The organism is Devosia psychrophila (genome assembly GCF_000971275.1).
Taxonomy (GTDB): Bacteria; Pseudomonadota; Alphaproteobacteria; order Rhizobiales; family Devosiaceae; genus Devosia; species Devosia psychrophila.
The window spans coordinates 122,404-139,559 of record NZ_LAPV01000093.1 but is presented as its reverse complement, the minus strand read 5'-3'; the positions used below and the strand labels follow the sequence as shown (position 1 = coordinate 139,559).

General features: G+C 62.3%; 16 protein-coding genes. 6 read left to right on the top strand and 10 right to left on the bottom strand.

What is annotated here, in order from left to right:
• The first annotated feature begins 6 nt into the window (after nucleotides 1–6).
• Entirely contained in the window at nucleotides 7–1,554 is a 1,548-nt protein-coding gene (locus WH91_RS09340; RefSeq protein ID WP_046170725.1) for a tripartite tricarboxylate transporter permease, read from the top strand.
• A 114-nt stretch (nucleotides 1,555–1,668) separates the two neighbouring features.
• Here the strand turns inward: WH91_RS09340 and WH91_RS24900 are convergent, their stop codons facing one another.
• The 4 genes from WH91_RS24900 to WH91_RS24615 form a co-directional block, all read right to left on the bottom strand.
• The gene (locus tag WH91_RS24900) at nucleotides 1,669–1,839 is read right to left on the bottom strand and encodes a hypothetical protein (RefSeq protein WP_171910548.1); all 171 of its coding nucleotides are present in this window, start codon (nucleotides 1,837–1,839) and stop codon (nucleotides 1,669–1,671) included.
• A 359-nt stretch (nucleotides 1,840–2,198) separates the two neighbouring features.
• A complete protein-coding gene (locus WH91_RS09335) occupies nucleotides 2,199–4,661 on the bottom strand; it encodes a sensor histidine kinase (protein ID WP_046170873.1) in 2,463 nt (820 codons plus the stop codon).
• A gap of 155 nt (nucleotides 4,662–4,816) precedes the next feature.
• A complete protein-coding gene (locus WH91_RS09330) occupies nucleotides 4,817–5,488 on the bottom strand; it encodes a response regulator transcription factor (protein ID WP_046170724.1) in 672 nt (223 codons plus the stop codon).
• Between the two features lie 51 nt (nucleotides 5,489–5,539).
• On the bottom strand, nucleotides 5,540–5,704 hold the full coding sequence (locus WH91_RS24615; RefSeq protein ID WP_158409544.1) for a hypothetical protein: 165 nt from the start codon (nucleotides 5,702–5,704) through the stop codon (nucleotides 5,540–5,542).
• Nucleotides 5,705–5,921: 217 nt separating this feature from the next.
• On the opposite strand from WH91_RS24615, the gene uxaC reads away from it, so the two are divergent.
• Entirely contained in the window at nucleotides 5,922–7,328 is a 1,407-nt protein-coding gene (gene uxaC / locus WH91_RS09325; protein WP_046170872.1) for a glucuronate isomerase, read from the top strand.
• A gap of 64 nt (nucleotides 7,329–7,392) precedes the next feature.
• Here uxaC and WH91_RS24610 read toward each other — a convergent pair whose 3' ends face one another.
• Entirely contained in the window at nucleotides 7,393–7,569 is a 177-nt protein-coding gene (locus WH91_RS24610; RefSeq protein WP_158409543.1) for a hypothetical protein, read from the bottom strand.
• Nucleotides 7,570–7,785: 216 nt separating this feature from the next.
• On the opposite strand from WH91_RS24610, the gene WH91_RS09320 reads away from it, so the two are divergent.
• The gene (locus WH91_RS09320; protein WP_158409542.1) at nucleotides 7,786–8,634 is read left to right on the top strand and encodes an aminoglycoside phosphotransferase family protein; all 849 of its coding nucleotides are present in this window, start codon (nucleotides 7,786–7,788) and stop codon (nucleotides 8,632–8,634) included.
• Nucleotides 8,635–8,651: 17 nt separating this feature from the next.
• Complete coding sequence (locus WH91_RS09315) at nucleotides 8,652–9,155, top strand: CAP domain-containing protein (RefSeq protein ID WP_158409541.1); 504 nt, start codon at nucleotides 8,652–8,654, stop codon at nucleotides 9,153–9,155.
• Between the two features lie 308 nt (nucleotides 9,156–9,463).
• Here the strand turns inward: WH91_RS09315 and glpK are convergent, their stop codons facing one another.
• Entirely contained in the window at nucleotides 9,464–10,960 is a 1,497-nt protein-coding gene (gene glpK, locus WH91_RS09310; protein WP_046170722.1) for a glycerol kinase GlpK, read from the bottom strand.
• 186 nt (nucleotides 10,961–11,146) lie between these two features.
• A complete protein-coding gene (gene glpD / locus WH91_RS09305; RefSeq protein ID WP_046170721.1) occupies nucleotides 11,147–12,646 on the bottom strand; it encodes a glycerol-3-phosphate dehydrogenase in 1,500 nt (499 codons plus the stop codon).
• Between the two features lie 170 nt (nucleotides 12,647–12,816).
• Here glpD and WH91_RS09300 point away from each other — a divergent pair, with 170 nt between their 5' ends.
• Together WH91_RS09300 and WH91_RS09295 are read left to right on the top strand one after the other, a co-directional pair.
• Nucleotides 12,817–13,752 carry an AEC family transporter gene (locus WH91_RS09300; RefSeq protein WP_046170720.1) on the top strand — a complete coding sequence of 312 codons (936 nt, stop codon included), beginning with the start codon at nucleotides 12,817–12,819 and terminating at the stop codon, nucleotides 13,750–13,752.
• Nucleotides 13,753–13,886: 134 nt separating this feature from the next.
• Nucleotides 13,887–14,597, top strand: coding sequence for a DUF1428 domain-containing protein (locus WH91_RS09295; RefSeq protein ID WP_046170719.1), 711 nt, complete (start codon nucleotides 13,887–13,889; stop codon nucleotides 14,595–14,597).
• A 229-nt stretch (nucleotides 14,598–14,826) separates the two neighbouring features.
• On the opposite strand, the gene WH91_RS09290 is transcribed toward WH91_RS09295, so the two are convergent.
• From WH91_RS09290 to WH91_RS09275, 3 genes are all read right to left on the bottom strand, one after another.
• The gene (locus WH91_RS09290; protein WP_046170718.1) at nucleotides 14,827–15,162 is read right to left on the bottom strand and encodes an ArsR/SmtB family transcription factor; all 336 of its coding nucleotides are present in this window, start codon (nucleotides 15,160–15,162) and stop codon (nucleotides 14,827–14,829) included.
• 96 nt (nucleotides 15,163–15,258) lie between these two features.
• A complete protein-coding gene (locus tag WH91_RS09285; RefSeq protein ID WP_052952707.1) occupies nucleotides 15,259–16,128 on the bottom strand; it encodes a transglutaminase domain-containing protein in 870 nt (289 codons plus the stop codon).
• Between the two features lie 46 nt (nucleotides 16,129–16,174).
• The gene (locus WH91_RS09275; RefSeq protein WP_244542320.1) at nucleotides 16,175–17,125 is read right to left on the bottom strand and encodes an alpha-E domain-containing protein; all 951 of its coding nucleotides are present in this window, start codon (nucleotides 17,123–17,125) and stop codon (nucleotides 16,175–16,177) included.
• Nucleotides 17,126–17,156: the final 31 nt, after the last annotated feature.

The following is a 17,156-nucleotide window of genomic DNA, read 5'->3' as shown; positions in this document are numbered from 1 at the left end:
CGTGTAATGGATACCTTCGGTCTTTTGGCCAATGGCCTGGTTGCGGCGCTGCAGTGGCAGAACCTGCTCTATGCGCTGCTGGGCGTCACCCTTGGCACCGCCGTGGGCGTGCTGCCCGGCATCGGACCGGCGCTGACCGTGGCGCTATTGCTGCCCGTCACCTATCGGCTCGATCCCACCGGCTCGCTGATCATGTTCGCCGGCATCTACTATGGCGGCATGTATGGCGGCTCGACCACCTCCATCCTGCTCAATACGCCGGGGGAAAGCGCCTCCATCGTTACCGCGCTGGAAGGCAATAAGATGGCCCGCAAGGGTAGGGGCGGTCCCGCACTGGCCACGGCCGCCATCGGCTCCTTCGTCGCCGGCCTGATCGCCACCATCGCTCTGGCATTTCTCGCCCCCTGGGTCGTCAAGGTCGCGCTATCCTTCGGCCCAGCCGACTATTTCGCGCTGATGGTGCTTGCCTTCATCACCGTTTCGGCGGCGTTCGGCGATAGCCCGCTGCGCGGCGTCACCGCCTTGTTCATCGGCCTCGGCCTTGGCGTCATCGGCATCGACCTGCAAACCGGCCAGGCGCGTCTGGTTTTCGGCATCCCCGATCTGCTCGACGGCATCGAGGTGACCACGCTGGCCGTCGCGCTGTTCGCCATCGGCGAAACACTGTCGATCGCCTCGTCCCGCACCCAGATGAAGGAAGAGGTCTTGGCCGTCAAAGGGTCGGTGTGGATGACCCTGGAAGACTGGAAACGCTCCTGGGGCCCTTGGCTGCGTGGCACGCTGATCGGCTTCCCAATTGGCGCCATGCCCGCCGGTGGCGCCGAAATCGGCACTTTCTTTTCCTATGCAGCCGAGCGCCGCCTCGCGAAACATCCTGAGGAATTCGGTCACGGCGCCATCGAGGGCGTCGCCGGCCCCGAAGCCGCCAACAATGCCTCCGCTGCCGGCACGCTGGTTCCCTTGCTGACGCTGGGTCTTCCCACATCCGCCACCGCCGCCATCATGCTGGCCGGCTTCCAGCAGTTCGGCCTGCAGCCCGGGCCGCTGTTGTTCGCCAACAATGCGCCGCTGGTCTGGTCGCTGATCGCTAGCCTCTTGGTCGCCAATTTCATGCTGCTGGTGCTCAACCTGCCGCTGATCGGCCTCTGGGTAAAGCTGCTGACCGTGCCTCGACCCTGGCTCTATGCTGGCATCCTGACCTTTGCCACGCTGGGAACTCTGGGCGCCAATGGCGCCATGTCCGGCCGGCTGGGGCCCATCCCGTTCTCGTTCGAACTGCTGATCTTGCTGGCTTTCGGCATCCTGGGCTATGGCCTCCGCCGCTTCGGTTACCCGATCGCCCCCGTGGTCATTGGCCTGATCCTGGGCCCGCTGGCCGAACAGCAATTGCGTCGGGCACTGGCCATCAGCCAGGGCGATCCGATGGTTCTGGTCCACACGCCCATCGCCATCACGCTTTACATCGTGGCCGCCGCCGCCGTCCTGATCCCGCTCTACTTCCGCCTTCGCGGCAAGGGCGCCGTCCTGTCCCAGATGGCGAGCGACGAAGACTGATATCCTGGAAAAGCAAAAAGCCCGGACGCCCCTTTCAGGGCATCCGGGCTTTTTCACGTCAATCGGCTGATCGGCGCCACGCCCACAGGGAGGAAAGCGCGACGCCGGGTCGGGTTAAACCCGGCCGATCGAACGGAAAGCGACTGCATCGATACCGAGGGCCTTGAGGTGCTTGGCCTTTGGAGCGCGCCCGCCTTCGACCGCGTTGGACACGGCAGCAGCGCTGCCGAAGACTTCAACGAAGGTGTTCAGGGTTGCAAAAAAAGATTTGCGGGGGGTGCTCATGGCCAGTTCCTCTAAAGACCCAACCGAATTGCCGGGTCGCTTTCATGACTAGACAAATGGGCTCATACCGTCGGTTCCGGTAGGGGTAAAAGGGCACCACAGCTATGCGGTGGGTGCAATTGAGCGGGTGGTAAGTGCGCTCCATGGCGAAAATAGGTGACAATCATGCGACGAACGTAGAATCCATGCATTAATCGCATGGCTGCGTAGTGCGAAAGCAAAGAAAGAATACTCACGCAGTCTCCCTGAAAAGAGGAAGGAACCTGACCGGTGAATGGGGGATGGTGCCCAATACTCGATAGAATTCCTCCTCTTCATCAAGGGAAGGCGAGGTGGGAGTACCCCCAAAAGGACTTTCCTCAAGGCTTTGGCGAAACGATCTCGCCCCAGCTATCCAGAAACCGCTTCCGCCGCTGCTGGTCCAGCGACACCATCAATGCCGGTCCCAGCCCTATTGGCTGCAAAACGCCGCGGCCTCGTGCCGCAATCGCCTCGCTGGTCCACTCCCCGACGGTCCCATTCACCACCGACCCCAGCGCCGTGGGTCCCGCCGCAATCGCCTGTCCCGGCGGCGACAGCGCAAAATCGACGAACGCCTTGCCCAACTCAGGGTAGGGCGCATCGCGCGGGATCAGCATCGAGCGCGTCAGCACCAGCACGTAGTCGTCCGGCACCACGATTTCGATATTGGCCCCCGCCGCCTTGCGCGCAAAGGCATAGGAACCCAGCACATTATATCCAAGCGCCAGCGATCCGTCGGCTACGCCGTTGAGAATGGCCGGGCTCGACCCCGAGAACTGCGCATTGACCCGCCCGAACGCCGCCGCCAGCCGCCAGAAGTTCGATGAAATCACCTGGTCCTGCGACGCCAGCAGATAGCCCACGCCCGATAGCGCAATGTCATAGGTAGCAATCGTACCGCGAAACCGCTCGGTTTGCGTCTCCAGCATTTCTGCCAGCGTCAGATGCGTGCGCGGCACTTCTGCGGCTGAGATCCGATCCGGATTATAAATGATCACCGCTGGCTCGAAGGTGAAGCCAAACACCTCGTTGCGCCAATGCGCCCACTCTGGCAGGCCGCCGAGAAACGGGCTGTCATACGCCATGGCATATCCGTCATTGGCCAGTTTGATCTGCAAATCCGATGCCGAACTCACCAGCAGGTCGGGCCTCGGCACCATGTCGCCGGCGAGATACCGGTCATACAGCGGCCGCGAATCCGTCTCCTCGTAGATCACCGTCACATCCGGCCGCACCGTCTGGAAGCCTGCAATGAACTGCGCAAACAGCGGCGTGTCGGTCACCCCCACAATAGTCAGCACCGTATCGCTGCTGCCATTCGGCGCCGGATAGCTGGTCGACGCCGCCTGGGTGTCCTGCGACCCGACCAGCAACAGGCACAGCACCAGCGCCGACAGCGAACCCAGCGCTCGCCGCAGCTGTTCCACCTTGTTGGTCCGTCCCAGCAGCGGCAGATCGATCTCCACCACCAGCCCGCCGCCGTCCCTATCCTTCAATCGCAGCGCCCCGCGATGCGCCTCGGCTACACGCTTGACGATGGACAGGCCGAGCCCCGAACCGATCTTGGCGCTACTGGTCGCTCCACGCTTGAACCGCTCCAGCACCACCGGCTTTTCAGCCTCGACAATACCCGGTCCCCGGTCGCTTACCGCCATGGTCACTACGCCGTCGGTAACCACACCGCCGATCTCCACCGGCCCTTCCGAATACACCAGCGCATTATCCACCACGTTCCGCACCATCTCCCGCAGCGCCACCCGATCACCGCGAATTTGCGCCTCGCTCACCGCCTCCGGCAGCTCCACCATCAGCCGCCCGGCCTGGTCCGGGTCCAGCCGCTGTCGCACATCCTCCACCACCGCCCCAAGCGCCGAAGTATCCGTCTCCTGGTTTTCCAGCCGGTGCGAGATCGTCGCTTCCATCAGCAATTGCGTCACCAATTGGCTCGCCTGCGCCGCGCCTTGATGAATGCGCCCCACCCGCCGCCGCAGCGCCTCTGGGTCCTGCTCGTCCATCGCCACTTCCGCCTGCGCCCGCAACGACGCTAGCGGCGTGCGCACCTCATGTGCTGCCTCGGCAACCAGGCCGGTCATCCGCTCCACCGCACTGCCCAGCCGCGCCATGAACCCGTTCAACGCCGACACCAGATGGCTCACCTCCATAGGCACCGGCACATCCAGCGGCGACAGGTCATCGGGCGCCCGTCCACGCAATTCCTGCTCAAGCTGGACCAGTGGCGCAAACGTCCGCCCGATGCCGAACCACACCAGCGCAATCGCCAGCAGCGTCAGCGCCACCACCGGCACGATGGCATTACTAAGAATTTCCCACGCCAGTGCCTCGCGCTCACTCTGGGTCTCCGCCACATGAATGGTTACCCAGTCGGTATCGCTTCCCGATGAGGTCAGCCGCCCCACGCTGGCCACCCGCACCAACTCCCCGCGATAGGTCGCATCCCGGAAGATCGGTCCCGCCGAGGTCATTTCCGGCAACACGCGCGACAGGTCCTCATAGCCCGTCACCGCCCCGCCGCCGGGACTTTCCACCGCATAGAACACCCGGTCCCGCCCCGAAAACATTCCGAACGAAGCGAAAGGCAGCTCGACGATCACCGTGTCGTCTTCCACCTGCACCGCGCCGGCAATGGTCAGCGCCGACGCCGCCAGAAGCCGGTCAAACGCCCGGTCCGCCGCTCGCTCCGAATAGTCGCGAATAAAGATGATCAGCACCACCGCCGCCGCCAGCAACAACGCCAGCGCCAGCGCCAGAATCCGCCGCTTGATGGAGAACGAGTTAGCCACGGCACCCGCCAAGAACTCGATCAGCACCCTCCCCCTTGCTGGGAGGGCTGAGGAGGGGGACGGCTGCGCACAATATCAATAGAAGCTTCCGCACACCCACCCAGCCTCCCCCGTCGAGGGGGAGGTGCCGCGCGGTGTATGCGGCACTATCGATCCTACCCATGCGGCACCCGCACCACATAGCCAACCCCGCGCACGGTGCCGATTTCCACGCTCGCCGCTTCAAGCTTCTTGCGTAGCCGCGAGATGTGAAGCTCTAGTGCGTTCACCGACACCGCCTCGTCGAAGTTGAACAGCTGGTTCATCAGCCGCTCCTTTGGCACCACCTTGCCCACATTGGTCACCAATATTTCCAGCAGCCGGAATTCTCGCCGCCCCAGTTCCAGCGACTTGCCTGCGACGCTCGCATTGAGCCCGGCCAGATCCATTTCGAGATTGCCCACTGCCAGCAAGCTAGACGTCTGCCCGCCCGTCCGCCGGATCAGCGCCCGCAGCCGCGCTTCCAACTCGCGCAGGTCGAACGGCTTGACCAGATAATCATCCGCACCAAGATCGAGCAGGCTTACCTTGTCGTCGATTTCGGAACGGGCGGTGATGACGAGAATAGGCGCATTGAACTTGCGCCGGCGCAGTTCCGCGATCAGCCCGATACCATCGCGATTGGGCAGCATCAGGTCGAGCGCCACCGCATCGAAATCGTCACCTTCGGCAGCCGATACAACGTCATTGCCGTCGCGCACCCATTCCACCGAATGGCCAGCGTTGCGCAGGCGTTTTTCTATCGCCTCGCCCAGGTCTTCATTGTCTTCGACGAGCAGGATTCGCATGGGCGGCCGGTGTTCTCCCCGGCGCACCCTAGAGCTATAAGGCGTCCCTGTCTAAAGCATCGTCGCAAGCATGGCTGTCGCCACCGCCACAATGCTAAAGGCCGCTATTCCTGCGGCCACAAGCATCACCTGGGCATTCTGCACATGGCCTGTCAGCCGGGCATTTTGCCGAACCGCTTCGATCGTGCCATCCTCGTCCGTGTCAACAATTGCCATTCGGATTATCCCTTGGTCGCCGGCCGAAAATCATCCATTGCCAGACCTTTGGGCAGCCGCATTGCGCTGGTTCTCACCCGTCAGGGCAAGCTAATCCCGCTTGCCTCAGCCACGAATGCAAACCTGCAGTCGCGGTTAATTTACATAAAATGCCATAGGCTGCTATCTTGTATGGAAGATGATTGATCTGCGCTTCGGATCATGGCAAAACCGCTTCATGACCCACTTGCACCCAGACCGCCTGTTCCCCGCTTCCGAGCCCGCCAAATCCGTTGCGAGCGAGCTCTATCCCGAAGTTCGCGACCTGCCGCTGATCTGCCCGCATGGGCATACCGATCCGTCCTGGTTTGCCGATAACCAGCGCTTTACCAATCCGGCGGCGCTGTTTCTCACGCCCGATCATTACGTGCTTCGCATGCTGCGCAGCCGTGGCCTCGGCTATGACGACCTCGGCGTCCCTCGCAAGGATGGCAAGCCGGTAGCCGAGGCACGTGCCGCCTGGCGTCTGTTCGCCGCTAACTATCATCTGTTTGCCGGCACCCCGTCCAAGACCTGGGTCGATCACTCCCTCGATTGGGCCTTCGGCATCAAAGACGAGCTCTCGGCCGAAACCGCAGACGCCATCTACGACACCATCGACGCGGCCCTAGCGACGCCCGGACTGCTGCCCCACGCGCTGCTCGACCGCGCCAGGGTGGAAGTCATCGCCACTACTGAATTTGCCCTCGATCCGCTGGTCCATCACCAGAAGATGGAGGCCAATGGCACCATCGGTCGCGTCCGCACCACCTATCGCCCCGACGACGTGACCGATCCAGGCCGGCTGGCCATCGTCGAAAACCTCGAAAAGTTCGGCGAGATCACCGGGGAGAACATTTCCACCTGGTCCGGGCTGATCAACGCCCATCGCAATCGCCGCGAATATTTCCGCCGCTTCGGCGCCGTCGCCACCGACCATGGCGTACCCAACGCCAACACCGCCGATCTGGCCGCGCCGGAACGGCAGTCCCTGCTCGACAGGGTGTTGTCCGGCAAGCATGACGCCGCCGATGCCGAACTGTTTCGCGCTCAGATGATGACCGAAATGGCGCTGCTGTCGGTCGAAGACGGCATGGTCATGCAAATGCATGCCGGCTCCCGCCGCAATACTGATCCGCTGCTGATGGCCGAACGTGGCACCGATCTTGGCGCCGACATTCCCGGCACCACCGACTACGTCAATGGCCTGCGCGCCCTGCTTGGCCGCGCCGGCAACGAGCCCAACCTGCGCCTCATCATGTTCGTGCTCGACGAAACCACCTATGCCCGTGAACTGGCACCCATGGCGGGCTATTGGCCCAGCCTGATGGTGGGCCCGCCCTGGTGGTTCCACGATAGCCCGCAGGGCATCCGCCGCTATCTCGACCAAGTCGTCGAAAGCGCCGGCTTTTACAATCTCGCCGGCTTCAACGATGACACCCGCGCCCTGCTCTCCATCCCGGCTCGCCACGACGTCTGGCGCCGCGAAGTCTGCGGTTTCCTCGGCCGCTGGGTCGGCGAAAATCGGATCACGAAATCCACGGCAAGGGATGTCGCCAAACACCTAAGCTACCAGGCAGCAAAGGATGCATATAAGATCAAGTAGGCTAACTCGCTTGCTTGCTTACTTACCCTCCCCCTCAAGGGGGAGAGTGTCGACTGAAACGCCCCTACGGCGACTTCCACAGCACCAGCAACACAATGACCACGCCGGTGACCATCAGCACCAGCAGTCCGCTCAGCCCGTTCATCACCTGCCGCCCGACGCTCGGATGCGCCTCGTCACGTGCAATGATGTCGGCGAGCCGGCTCGGTTCACGGCGGTCGTCATAAGGTTGATGCGTCATCGGAAGCCTCCCTGTCAGGTTCGCGTTTCGCTTGATCCTCATGCTGCGCCCGTAAAAGTAACGAACTCTTTCAGCGCAGAGGCTTCCTGCTCTTAGGGTTGCAAATCTGCCAACCGACAGCCTTACCTTCCGGTTACCGCCAACATTTCAGCAAGTTTACCAGTCACGTGGCTGTGGATGTCGAAACAAATCGCGGCTTCTGCTCTAATGCACGCCATGAATCAGTCGCCTGTCGAAACCGCGCTCAGCCGCGCCATGATCCGTTGGTCCCTGACCAAATCGACGCCCGTGGCCGAAACGGCGACGAGCTGGATTTTCCGCGTCGAGCAGAATGGCCGCAATTTCGCTGCCCTCAAGATCCTGAAGCAGCTTGCCGTCGAAGAAAAGCGACGCGGCTCTGCGCTGCTCAACTGGTACGGCGGCGAGGGCGCCGCCACGGTGTTCGACATGCATGGCGATACCATTTTCCTCGAATGGCTCGATGGCGGCACGCTGGGCCAGCCCGTCCGCGCCGGCAAGGATGACGAAGGCACCATCGCCATCGCCACCGTCGTTGCCAGTCTGCATCGGCCCCGCCCTGACGCGCCGGAAAACCTGCAGCCGCTGCGCACCCGGTTCCAGACCCTGTTCGATACCGATGTTCGCGTCTGGCCCCACACCGCCCGCGATCTCTACGCCCGCGCCAGCGGCATTGCGTTCAAGATGTTCGACCGTCCCAGCGCCCAGATCCCACTGCATGGGGACCTGCACCACGACAATATCCTCAGCTCCGATCGCGGCTGGTTGGCCATCGATCCCAAGGGACTGATCGGCGATCCGGCCTATGAGCTCGCCAATGTCTTCATCAATCCGGTCGACGCTCTCCACATTGCCGCTGATCCGCGCCGCATCGCCGCCCGCGTCGATATCCTGGCCCAGCGCCTCGGCTATTCGCGCAAGCGCATTCTCGGCTGGGCCGCTGCCCATGCTGCACTGTCCGCCTGCTGGACCCTCGCCGATGGCAAGGCGATAACCGCCCAACTCGCCTGCCTGCCACATCTTCTCAGCGCCTACGACCAGGCATGAACCCCATGGATGCCCCGATGCTCTCCACCACCCGCCGCGGCTTCATCATCCTGGGCGCCGCCGCTGCCGTCGCGGCCTGCTCCACCACCATTCCGGTGCTGCCAAAATCGGCTTCCAGTACGCCCGAAAGCCTGAGTGACGCCGAGATCCTCAGCGCCATCAATGCCGTCCGCAAAGCAAACGGCGCGCCGCAATGGAGCTACAATTCCCAACTCGAAGACGCCGCTCGCTCGCAAGCCCGCCTGATGGCCCAGAAAAACACCATGAGCCACGACCTCGGCGTTACCCTGCGCCAGCGTGTCACCACGGCCGGCTATCTCGGCGCCGTCGGCGAAAACGTCGGCAAGGGCTACACCAGTTTGCCGGCCGTGATCCAGGGCTGGATGGACTCCTCCGGCCACCGCGGCACGCTCCTCAGCAACCGCTTCACCGAATTCGGCCTCGCCGTCTCACGCGGCACCGGTGGCAAACTCTACTGGGCCATGATAGCCGGCGGCAGCTTTGACGCCTGGCGCGGGTAGGGTGGGGACTAGGAAGTTAGGGTAACGAGCGAGGGCAGTGCGCAAAGGTAGCGAGCAAGCATACCCCCACCTAACCTCCTCCTGAAAAAGGGGGGAATCTGGCCGGTGGTTGACAGAAATTGTGCCAAAGACTCGATCGGATTCCTCCCCCTCATCAGGGGGAGGCTAGGTGGGGGTGCCCTAACAAGGACTCTTTCTCCCTCGGGCTCGACCCGAGGGCCACTCGTCACGAGCATCAGCGGTTCCGTAGACCTCATGGTGAGCCCGTCGAACCACGAGGTCGGCTATACCGATCCGGCAACAGCCCCCTAAACCGTCAGCGTCCGCCGCACCGCCGCATCCCAGCCCTTGATCTTCCGCTTCCTCTCGGCTGCGTCCATCTTCGGCTTGAACTGCGCATCCCTCGCCCAGCTGCTGGCAAATTCAGCCATGCCCGGCCACACCCCCGCCCGCGCTCCCCCGAGCCACGCCGCGCCCAGAGCCGTGGTTTCAAGGATCACCGGCCGGTCAACCGGCGCATCGAGCACATCGGCCAAGAACTGCATGGTCCAGTCCGACGCTACCATGCCGCCATCGACGCGCAGCACCGTGTCGCCGCCGCCTTTCCAGTCCTTGCGCATCGCTTCCAGCAGGTCGCGGGTCTGGTAACATACCGCCTCCAGCGCCGCCTTGGCGATCTCCGCCGGCCCCGAATTGCGCGTCAGCCCATAGATCGCACCGCGCGCCTCGGCGTCCCACCACGGTGCGCCAAGTCCCACAAAGGCTGGCACCATATAGACATTTTGGCTCGGATCGGCGCTCTCGGCCAGGGGTCCGGTCTCGCTGGCATGCTTGACCAGTTTCAGCCCATCGCGGATCCACTGCACCGCGGCCCCGGCAACAAAGATCGAGCCTTCGAGCGCATAAGTCGTCTTGCCGTCCAGCCGATAGGCGATCGTCGTCAGCAGCCGGTTCTTGCTGCGCACCATGTCGGCGCCGGTGTTGAGCAGCGCAAAACACCCCGTCCCATAGGTCGACTTCAGCATGCCCGGCTGGAAACACGCCTGCCCGATAGTCGCCGCATGCTGATCCCCGGCGACGCCGAGGATCGGAATTTCCGCTCCGAACCACCCAGCCTCAGTCACCCCGAAATCGTCCGCGCAATCCTTGACCTCGGGCAGCAGTGCCGCCGGCACGTCGAACAGCGCCAGCAACCCCTTGTCCCAGGCGTTCTTGCCGATATCGAACAGCAGCGTACGTCCGGCATTGGTTGCGTCGGTCACATGGCTCTTGCCGCCGGTCAGCCGCCAGATCAGGAACGAATCCACCGTCCCGAACGCCAACTCGCCCGCCTCGGCCCGCTTCCGCGCACCCTTCACATTGTCCAGCAACCACCTGACCTTGGTGCCGCTGAAATACGGGTCGAGCAGCAATCCGGTCTTTTTGGTCACCAGTTTCTCGTGGCCGGCCTTCTTGAGCTTGGCGCAATAGGCAGCCGTCCGCCGGTCCTGCCACACGATGGCATTATGGATCGCCTTGCCGGTCGTTCGGTCCCAGATCAGCGTCGTCTCGCGCTGGTTGGTAATGCCGATGGCAGCAATCTCCGAAGCCTCGATTCCAGCGTCCTTGATCGCCTTTTTCACCGCCCAAACGACCGAGTCCCAGATTTCCTCCGGGTCATGCTCCACCCAGCCATCCTGCGGAAAATGCTGGGTAAATTCCTTCTGCCCCACCCCGGCAATCGTCCGGTCCTTGCCAAATACGATCGCCCGGCTCGACGTCGTCCCCTGATCGATCGCCAGAATGTAAGTCATGCATCCTCCCAGAACCGTTCACCGGTCTCTCAGTCGACCACCCTCCCCGTTGAGGGGAGGGAAAGCGAGATAGGACTTAGCGCTTGCCAGGTCCGTCATCGAGCCGGGAGGGGGTATCTCTCCACGAGTCCAATCTGCGTGAACAGATACCCCCTCCCTTGATCCCTCCCCTCAAGGGGGAGGGTGTCGACTTATGCTTCAAAGCCCCTTGCCCGCCAGATACGCTTCCAGCGCCGCAACCTCTTCCTTGCTTACCCGCAGGCCGACCTTGGTCCGCCGCCACAGCACATCTTGTGCCGTCCGCGCCCATTCATTGGCAACCAGGTAATCCACCTCGGCTGCATACAGGTCCCAGCCGAAATGCTGCCCGAGATCGTCCACCGACTGCGCCGTTCCAAGCAACACCCGCGCCCGCGTGCCATACAGCCGCAGCAACCGCCGCACCATCGTCGCCGGCAGCCCCGGATACTCCATCCCCAATCGCCGCACTTCGGCGTCAAACGCCAGTGGCTCAAAATCGCCACCCGGCAAACGGCTGGTCTTGGTCCAGGGCGCGCCCTTCTTGCCTAGCACGTCCTCGATCTTTTCGAGCACCGACTCGGCCAGCCGCCGCGATGTGGTCAGCTTGCCGCCAAACACATTGATCGCCGCGCCCGTCGCCGCATTGCCGTCTACCTTCAGCACATAGTCCCGCGTCGCTTCCTGTGCCGCACTGGCCCCATCGTCGAACAGCGGCCGTACGCCCGAATAGGTCCAGTGGATCTGGTCCCGGGTCACTGGCTTGGCGAAATACTCGCTCGCCGCGCTCAGCAGGTAAGCCGTCTCCTTGTCGGAGATTTTGACATCACTGGGGTCGCCTTCATAATCCTCGTCAGTAGTGCCGATCAGCGTGAAGTCGTCCTCATAGGGTATGGCGAAAATCACGCGCCCATCGGCATTCTGGAACATGTAGCAGCGGTCGTGCTCATAGAGTTTCCGCACCACGATATGGCTGCCCTTGACCAGCCGCACATTATGCGCGCCGTTCTTGCCCATCGCGCCGGTGATCACATCATCGACCCACGGCCCGGCGGCGTTGACCACCAGTCTGGCATGCACCGTCTGCCGTCCATCCTCGCCGTCGAGTTCAACCGTCCAGCCGCCAGCATCGCGACGCACGCTGGTCACCTTGGTGCGCACATGCACCGCTGCGCCCTTGTCCGCGGCGTCGCGCACGTTGAGCACCACGAAGCGCGCGTCGTCCACCCAGCAGTCCGAATATTCGAACCCCAGCCGATAGCCCGGCTTCAGCGGCTTGCCGGACTCGTGCTTGGTCAGGTCAAGCGTCTTGGTCGGCGGCAGCAGCCTCCGTCCGCCCATATAGTCATACATGGCGAGGCCCGCCCGCAGCACCACCGCGGGCCGTAGCCCCTTGTGATGCGGCAGCACGAAGCGCAACGCCTTGATAATATGCGGCGCTTCCGCCCACAACACTTCGCGCTCGGCCAGCGCTTCATGAACCAGCCGGAATTCGTAATGCTCAAGATAGCGCAAGCCGCCATGCACCAGCTTGGTCGCCGCCGACGACGTGCCCGACGCGAGATCGTTCATCTCCGCCAGCGCCACCGTATAGCCGCGCCCAACCGCGTCCCGCGCCACGCTCGCGCCATTGATGCCGCCGCCGATGACAAAAATGTCGACGCTCTCGCTATCCGCCATGCTCGCTCCTTGTTAGTTTCGTTTATACGCGGTTCAATTTCGTTTTGAAAGTTATTTGGTTTCGTTATAGCGGTGCGCCCGCATATCAAATCTACCATACAAGGTGATGATTGACCCCTCCGGGGCAAAGGGTTACGGCAACACATCCCTTCTGGTTCCGGAATCCCGGCATGCTTGCCATTGTCACTATCATCGCGCCCATTTTCGCGCTGATGGCGCTCGGCTATTCGGCCGTCCGCTTTCGCCTGTTCCCGCAGGAAGGCATCAAGAGCCTGATCGCCTTCGTGAACAACTTTGCCACGCCGTGCCTGCTGTTTCACTCCCTTGTGACATCCGATTTACGTTCGGCCTTCAATCTGTCGATCATCGGACCGTTCTATCTCGGCGCGCTGATCTGCTTCGCCATCGGCATCGTCATCGCTATCCGCATTTTCAAGAACACCCCGGGCGAGGGCGTCTCGGTCGGGTTTTCCGGCACCTTCACCAATACGGTCCTCGTCGGCCTGCCCATCATGTCCCGCGCCTATGGCCCCGAAGCGTTGCCGGTCACGTTGTCGATCATCGGCCTGCATGGCGCCATCCTGCTCACTATCGGCATGGTCACCATGGAACTGGTTAAGCGCGACGGCCAGCCGCTCGGCAAGACGCTGATCGTCGCCGCCCGCCGCGTGCTGTCCAATCCGCTGATCTGGGGCATTATCGCCGGCATGGTCGGATACTTTTCCGGCCTGCAATTGATCGAACCGGCCGAGGCCTTCCTCGTCATGATGAGCTCCGCCGTCGTCCCCGCCGCCCTGTTCGGCATCGGCGGCGCGCTCTATGAATTCAAGCTGTCCGACAATTGGAAGCAGGCGCTGGTCGCCTCGCTGATCAAGCTGATCATCCACCCCGCCATCGCCTATGTGCTGATGATCTGGGTGCTGCATGTCCCCATGGACATCGCTCGCTACGGCATCCTGCTTTCGGCCATGCCCGCCGGCGTCAACGTCTATGTCTTCGCCACCTACTACAATCGCGGCACCAGCGTCGCCGCCAACACCATCCTCATCGCCACGGTGATGTCGGCTTTGACGATTTCAGCGTGGCTGTATTTGCTCAGCCTCTGAGCCAGGCAACCTCCGGTGGGATACTGGCGGCTTCGACCGGGCGACAAGCTTGCTAAAAAATTGCGCCGCCCGTGTCGATACCGCATTGTCCCGTTCGTCGTGTGGTTAGAACGGAAATTCAGCGGAGACGATCCATGTCATATATCGAGGGTTTCGTGCTTGCAGTGCCAGCCGGCAACAAGGAAAAATACCGCGAGCAAGCCAGCAAGGCGGCCGGTTATTTCGAGAGCTTGGGCGCAACCAGACTGGTCGAAAATTGGTGCGATGACGTACCCCATGGTGAACAAACCGACTTCTATCGTGCCACCAAGCTTGAAGATGGCGAAGTGCCAGTCTTTTCATGGGTCGAATACCCCGACCGCGCAACGCGGCAACAGGCCGCCAAGACCATGATGGACGATCCCGATATGGCGGCGATGGGCGAAATGCCATTCGATGCCAAGCGCATGATTTATGGAGGCTTCGAAACGCTGCACGACACCGGGCGCAATGGGAAGCCCGGCTATGTCGACGGCATGATTTCGCCGGTTCCGCTGGCGAATAAGGAAGCCTTCAGAACCCTGTCTGAACAACAGGCGCCGCTGCTGATCGAGCATGGTGCATTGCGCGTGCTGGACGGTTGGGGCGACGATGTGCCCCCCGGTAAAACCACCGACTTTCAGCGGGCCGTGGACTGCCAGGATGGAGAGACCATCAGCTTCTCGTTCATCGAATGGCCTTCAAAAGAAATACACGACACTGCTTGGGGCGTACTGATGAAGGATCCGCGGATGGCCCCAAACCCCGACGTCTGGGACGGCAAGCGAACCATCTATGGCGGGTTCTTACCGCTAGTGGATATGTAGGCCACGGCATTCTGTCCTCCGCCTGTAGCCCAATCGCTAAGCTGCAGGCGGCCAGCCAGCCATAGCCATCCTGGCGATGCCAAGCAGCTTATCGCGTCCTGCCCCATCTCGGGCCAGGGTGGACATGCCTTGGATGACCGCCATCACATGCCCTGCCAGACTGGCGGCACTGCCTGCCGTGGCGCCTTGATGATGCGGGTGATTTCGAGGTCGCGTAGCGGATCGAGCGTCATTTCCGTTTCTCCTCCTTGCTGGTGACGAACTGCTCCAGCCGGTCCGTCCGGCTCTCCCAGATCGCCCTCTGTTCATCGAGCCATCCGCCAACCGCCGCCAGCCTTTGCGCCTCGATCGTACAAGTGCGAACCCGGCCCAGCTTGCTGGTGCGGATCAGCCCGCTCTCTTCGAGCATATGAATGTGTTTAATGAACGAGGGCAGGGCCATCTCGAACGGCTTGGCAAGCTCCCCCACGCTGGCGGGCCCGCGCCCCAGCCGCCCAATCACCGCGCGCCGCGTCGGATCGGCCAATGCCTGAAAAATGCCATCGAGCTGTTGATACTGTGCCATACAGCTAAGGATCAAATCCGAACACTTAGTACAATGGCTAAGTGTTGCTCTGTCGGGGCGGTTTTCTCGATCTACCCAAAAAAGCGAGACGAAAAACTACTCGACCGTAACGCTCAGGCTGACCTCGATCGTTCCATCACCTGCCGGGACCGCGCGCAGCGGCGTGGCCGATAGCGCATCCAGCCCGGCAGCGAGCCGTACGTGCCGGTCGGTCGGGCAAAGCTGCAGCATCGGATCGAACCCTATCCAGCCGAGCCCCTCGTCAAAAGCCTCCGCCCAGACATGGAAGCACGACGCCTCGTCCTCGTCGCCCAGCAGATATCCAGTCACATAACGCGCCGGAATGCCGAGCGCCCGCGCCGCGCCGATAAAGGCATGCGCATAGTCGGTAGCGGGTGGCCGGGGCAGCTTCGCCGCGGCCTCCTGATGCTCCACACCCTCGTGTGGCACCAACACAGCCTCTGCCGGCCTCTGTCCCTGTGACTGGCTTTGCGATTGCCCATTTTGCGTCTGGCTCTGGCTCTGCCCTTCGGCGGCAGGCCCGTCGAGCAGTTCGCCGACCCGCGCCATCAAGGCATGCAGCACATCCAGCCGGCTGTCTTTGGAATTGCGGAACTTGCCGTAAAGCGTCACCGATGCCTTGGTCAGCGGTGTATTGCGCCGGTACAGCGCTGGCACCGGCTCGCCGCCCGGCCGGCCAATCACTCCGTGCCGGTCGGTGGTTTCCACCACGCCGGTAACGGTCACCAAAAGTTCGCCCTCCGGCTTGATCTGGTTGACCAGATGCGCCGTGTTGCCAAACGCGTCCTTGAACTGTGCGGCTTCGCCGATCCCCGCCATCTCCACGTTCCAACTGACGATCTTCTGCGTCGCGCCGCTGGTCGGCGTCAGCAGCAGTTGCAGCACCGCATGCGCCGAACCCGCCGGCGGCGTCACGCTCATCTGGTGGCGAATGGAAATACGCATCTCTGGCTACTCGTGTTCTGCGCCGCCGTCAGCGGACACGTCGGCCTCAATAAAAATTATAACTCTCCGACAGCGAGTTCGACACGCGGTTATTACGCGCGATGAACTCGGTCAGGAACTCGTGCAGACCCTGCGCGAAAATTGTCTCCATCGTCGTGCCTTCGACCATAGATCGCAATGAGGCTGCCGCTTCGTTGCACTCTCCCTTGCCGCCGTAAAACCCGGCCAGCGTGTCCACCTGCGCCTCGATAAAACGGGCACAGTAGATCAGCGAGCGCGGCATTTCGGCTCGCAACATCAGGAAATCGGCAATGTTATGGGCCTTGTAGCGGTCATGATAGACATGGCGATAGCTGCGATGTGCCGAAGCCGCCCGCAGGATCAGCGACCACTGCTGGATGTCGAGATCGCCGCCCACCATCTTGGCGCGCGGCAGCAGCACGTAGTATTTCATGTCGAGAATGCGCGCGGTATTGTCCGCCCGCTCGACGAAATTGCCCGCCTGCAAAAACGAAAAACCATCGTCCCGCAAAATAGTGCCGAGCAGCGCCCCCCGGAATTCGTGGCTCAGGTGCTTCACCCATTCCAGCAGCTCGAGCAGCTTCGCCCCGCGCACGTCACGCGGCTTGATCTGGCTAAAGCTCAGCCAGGCGCCGTTTAGCGTTTCCCACATGTCGCCGGTGATGGCCGTGCGCACAGTGCGCGCATTGGTACGCGCCGCCTGGATGCAGTTGAACACCGAGCTGGGGTTGGTCGGATCGAACATCATGAAATGGGCGACTGTATCGACATCGGCAGGGCGGTCCTTCTTGGCGAAGTCCTCGTCCATTTCCGCCGCCTGCAGCATGCTCATCAGATGCTCCGAAGAGCCGCCCTCCCGCCGGCTGGTCAGGCTCATCCGATAGCCCACCTCAAGCAGTCGCGCCATGTTTTCGGCCCGCTCGACATAGCGGCTGAGCCAATAAAGGTTTTGTGCAGTGCGCCCCAGCATTGTCATGGCTGGATCGAGGGCAAACCGCCGCCCCTCC

Excerpts from the sequence above, each read along its gene's own strand:
- WH91_RS09330 (WP_046170724.1), bottom strand. The coding sequence starts at position 5,488 with ATGCGAATCCTGCTCGTCGAAGACAATGAAGACCTGGGCGAGGCGATA.
- WH91_RS24900 (WP_171910548.1), bottom strand. The coding sequence starts at position 1,839 with ATGAGCACCCCCCGCAAATCTTTTTTTGCAACCCTGAACACCTTCGTT.
- WH91_RS09320 (WP_158409542.1), top strand. The coding sequence starts at position 7,786 with ATGAATCAGTCGCCTGTCGAAACCGCGCTCAGCCGCGCCATGATCCGT.
- glpD (WP_046170721.1), bottom strand. The coding sequence starts at position 12,646 with ATGGCGGATAGCGAGAGCGTCGACATTTTTGTCATCGGCGGCGGCATC.
- WH91_RS24610 (WP_158409543.1), bottom strand. The coding sequence starts at position 7,569 with ATGACGCATCAACCTTATGACGACCGCCGTGAACCGAGCCGGCTCGCC.
- WH91_RS09300 (WP_046170720.1), top strand. The coding sequence starts at position 12,817 with ATGCTTGCCATTGTCACTATCATCGCGCCCATTTTCGCGCTGATGGCG.
- WH91_RS09315 (WP_158409541.1), top strand. The coding sequence starts at position 8,652 with ATGCTCTCCACCACCCGCCGCGGCTTCATCATCCTGGGCGCCGCCGCT.
- uxaC (WP_046170872.1), top strand. The coding sequence starts at position 5,922 with ATGACCCACTTGCACCCAGACCGCCTGTTCCCCGCTTCCGAGCCCGCC.
- WH91_RS09295 (WP_046170719.1), top strand. The coding sequence starts at position 13,887 with ATGTCATATATCGAGGGTTTCGTGCTTGCAGTGCCAGCCGGCAACAAG.
- WH91_RS09275 (WP_244542320.1), bottom strand. The coding sequence starts at position 17,125 with ATGACAATGCTGGGGCGCACTGCACAAAACCTTTATTGGCTCAGCCGC.
- WH91_RS09290 (WP_046170718.1), bottom strand. The coding sequence starts at position 15,162 with ATGGCACAGTATCAACAGCTCGATGGCATTTTTCAGGCATTGGCCGAT.
- WH91_RS09285 (WP_052952707.1), bottom strand. The coding sequence starts at position 16,128 with ATGCGTATTTCCATTCGCCACCAGATGAGCGTGACGCCGCCGGCGGGT.
- WH91_RS09340 (WP_046170725.1), top strand. The coding sequence starts at position 7 with ATGGATACCTTCGGTCTTTTGGCCAATGGCCTGGTTGCGGCGCTGCAG.
- WH91_RS24615 (WP_158409544.1), bottom strand. The coding sequence starts at position 5,704 with ATGGCAATTGTTGACACGGACGAGGATGGCACGATCGAAGCGGTTCGG.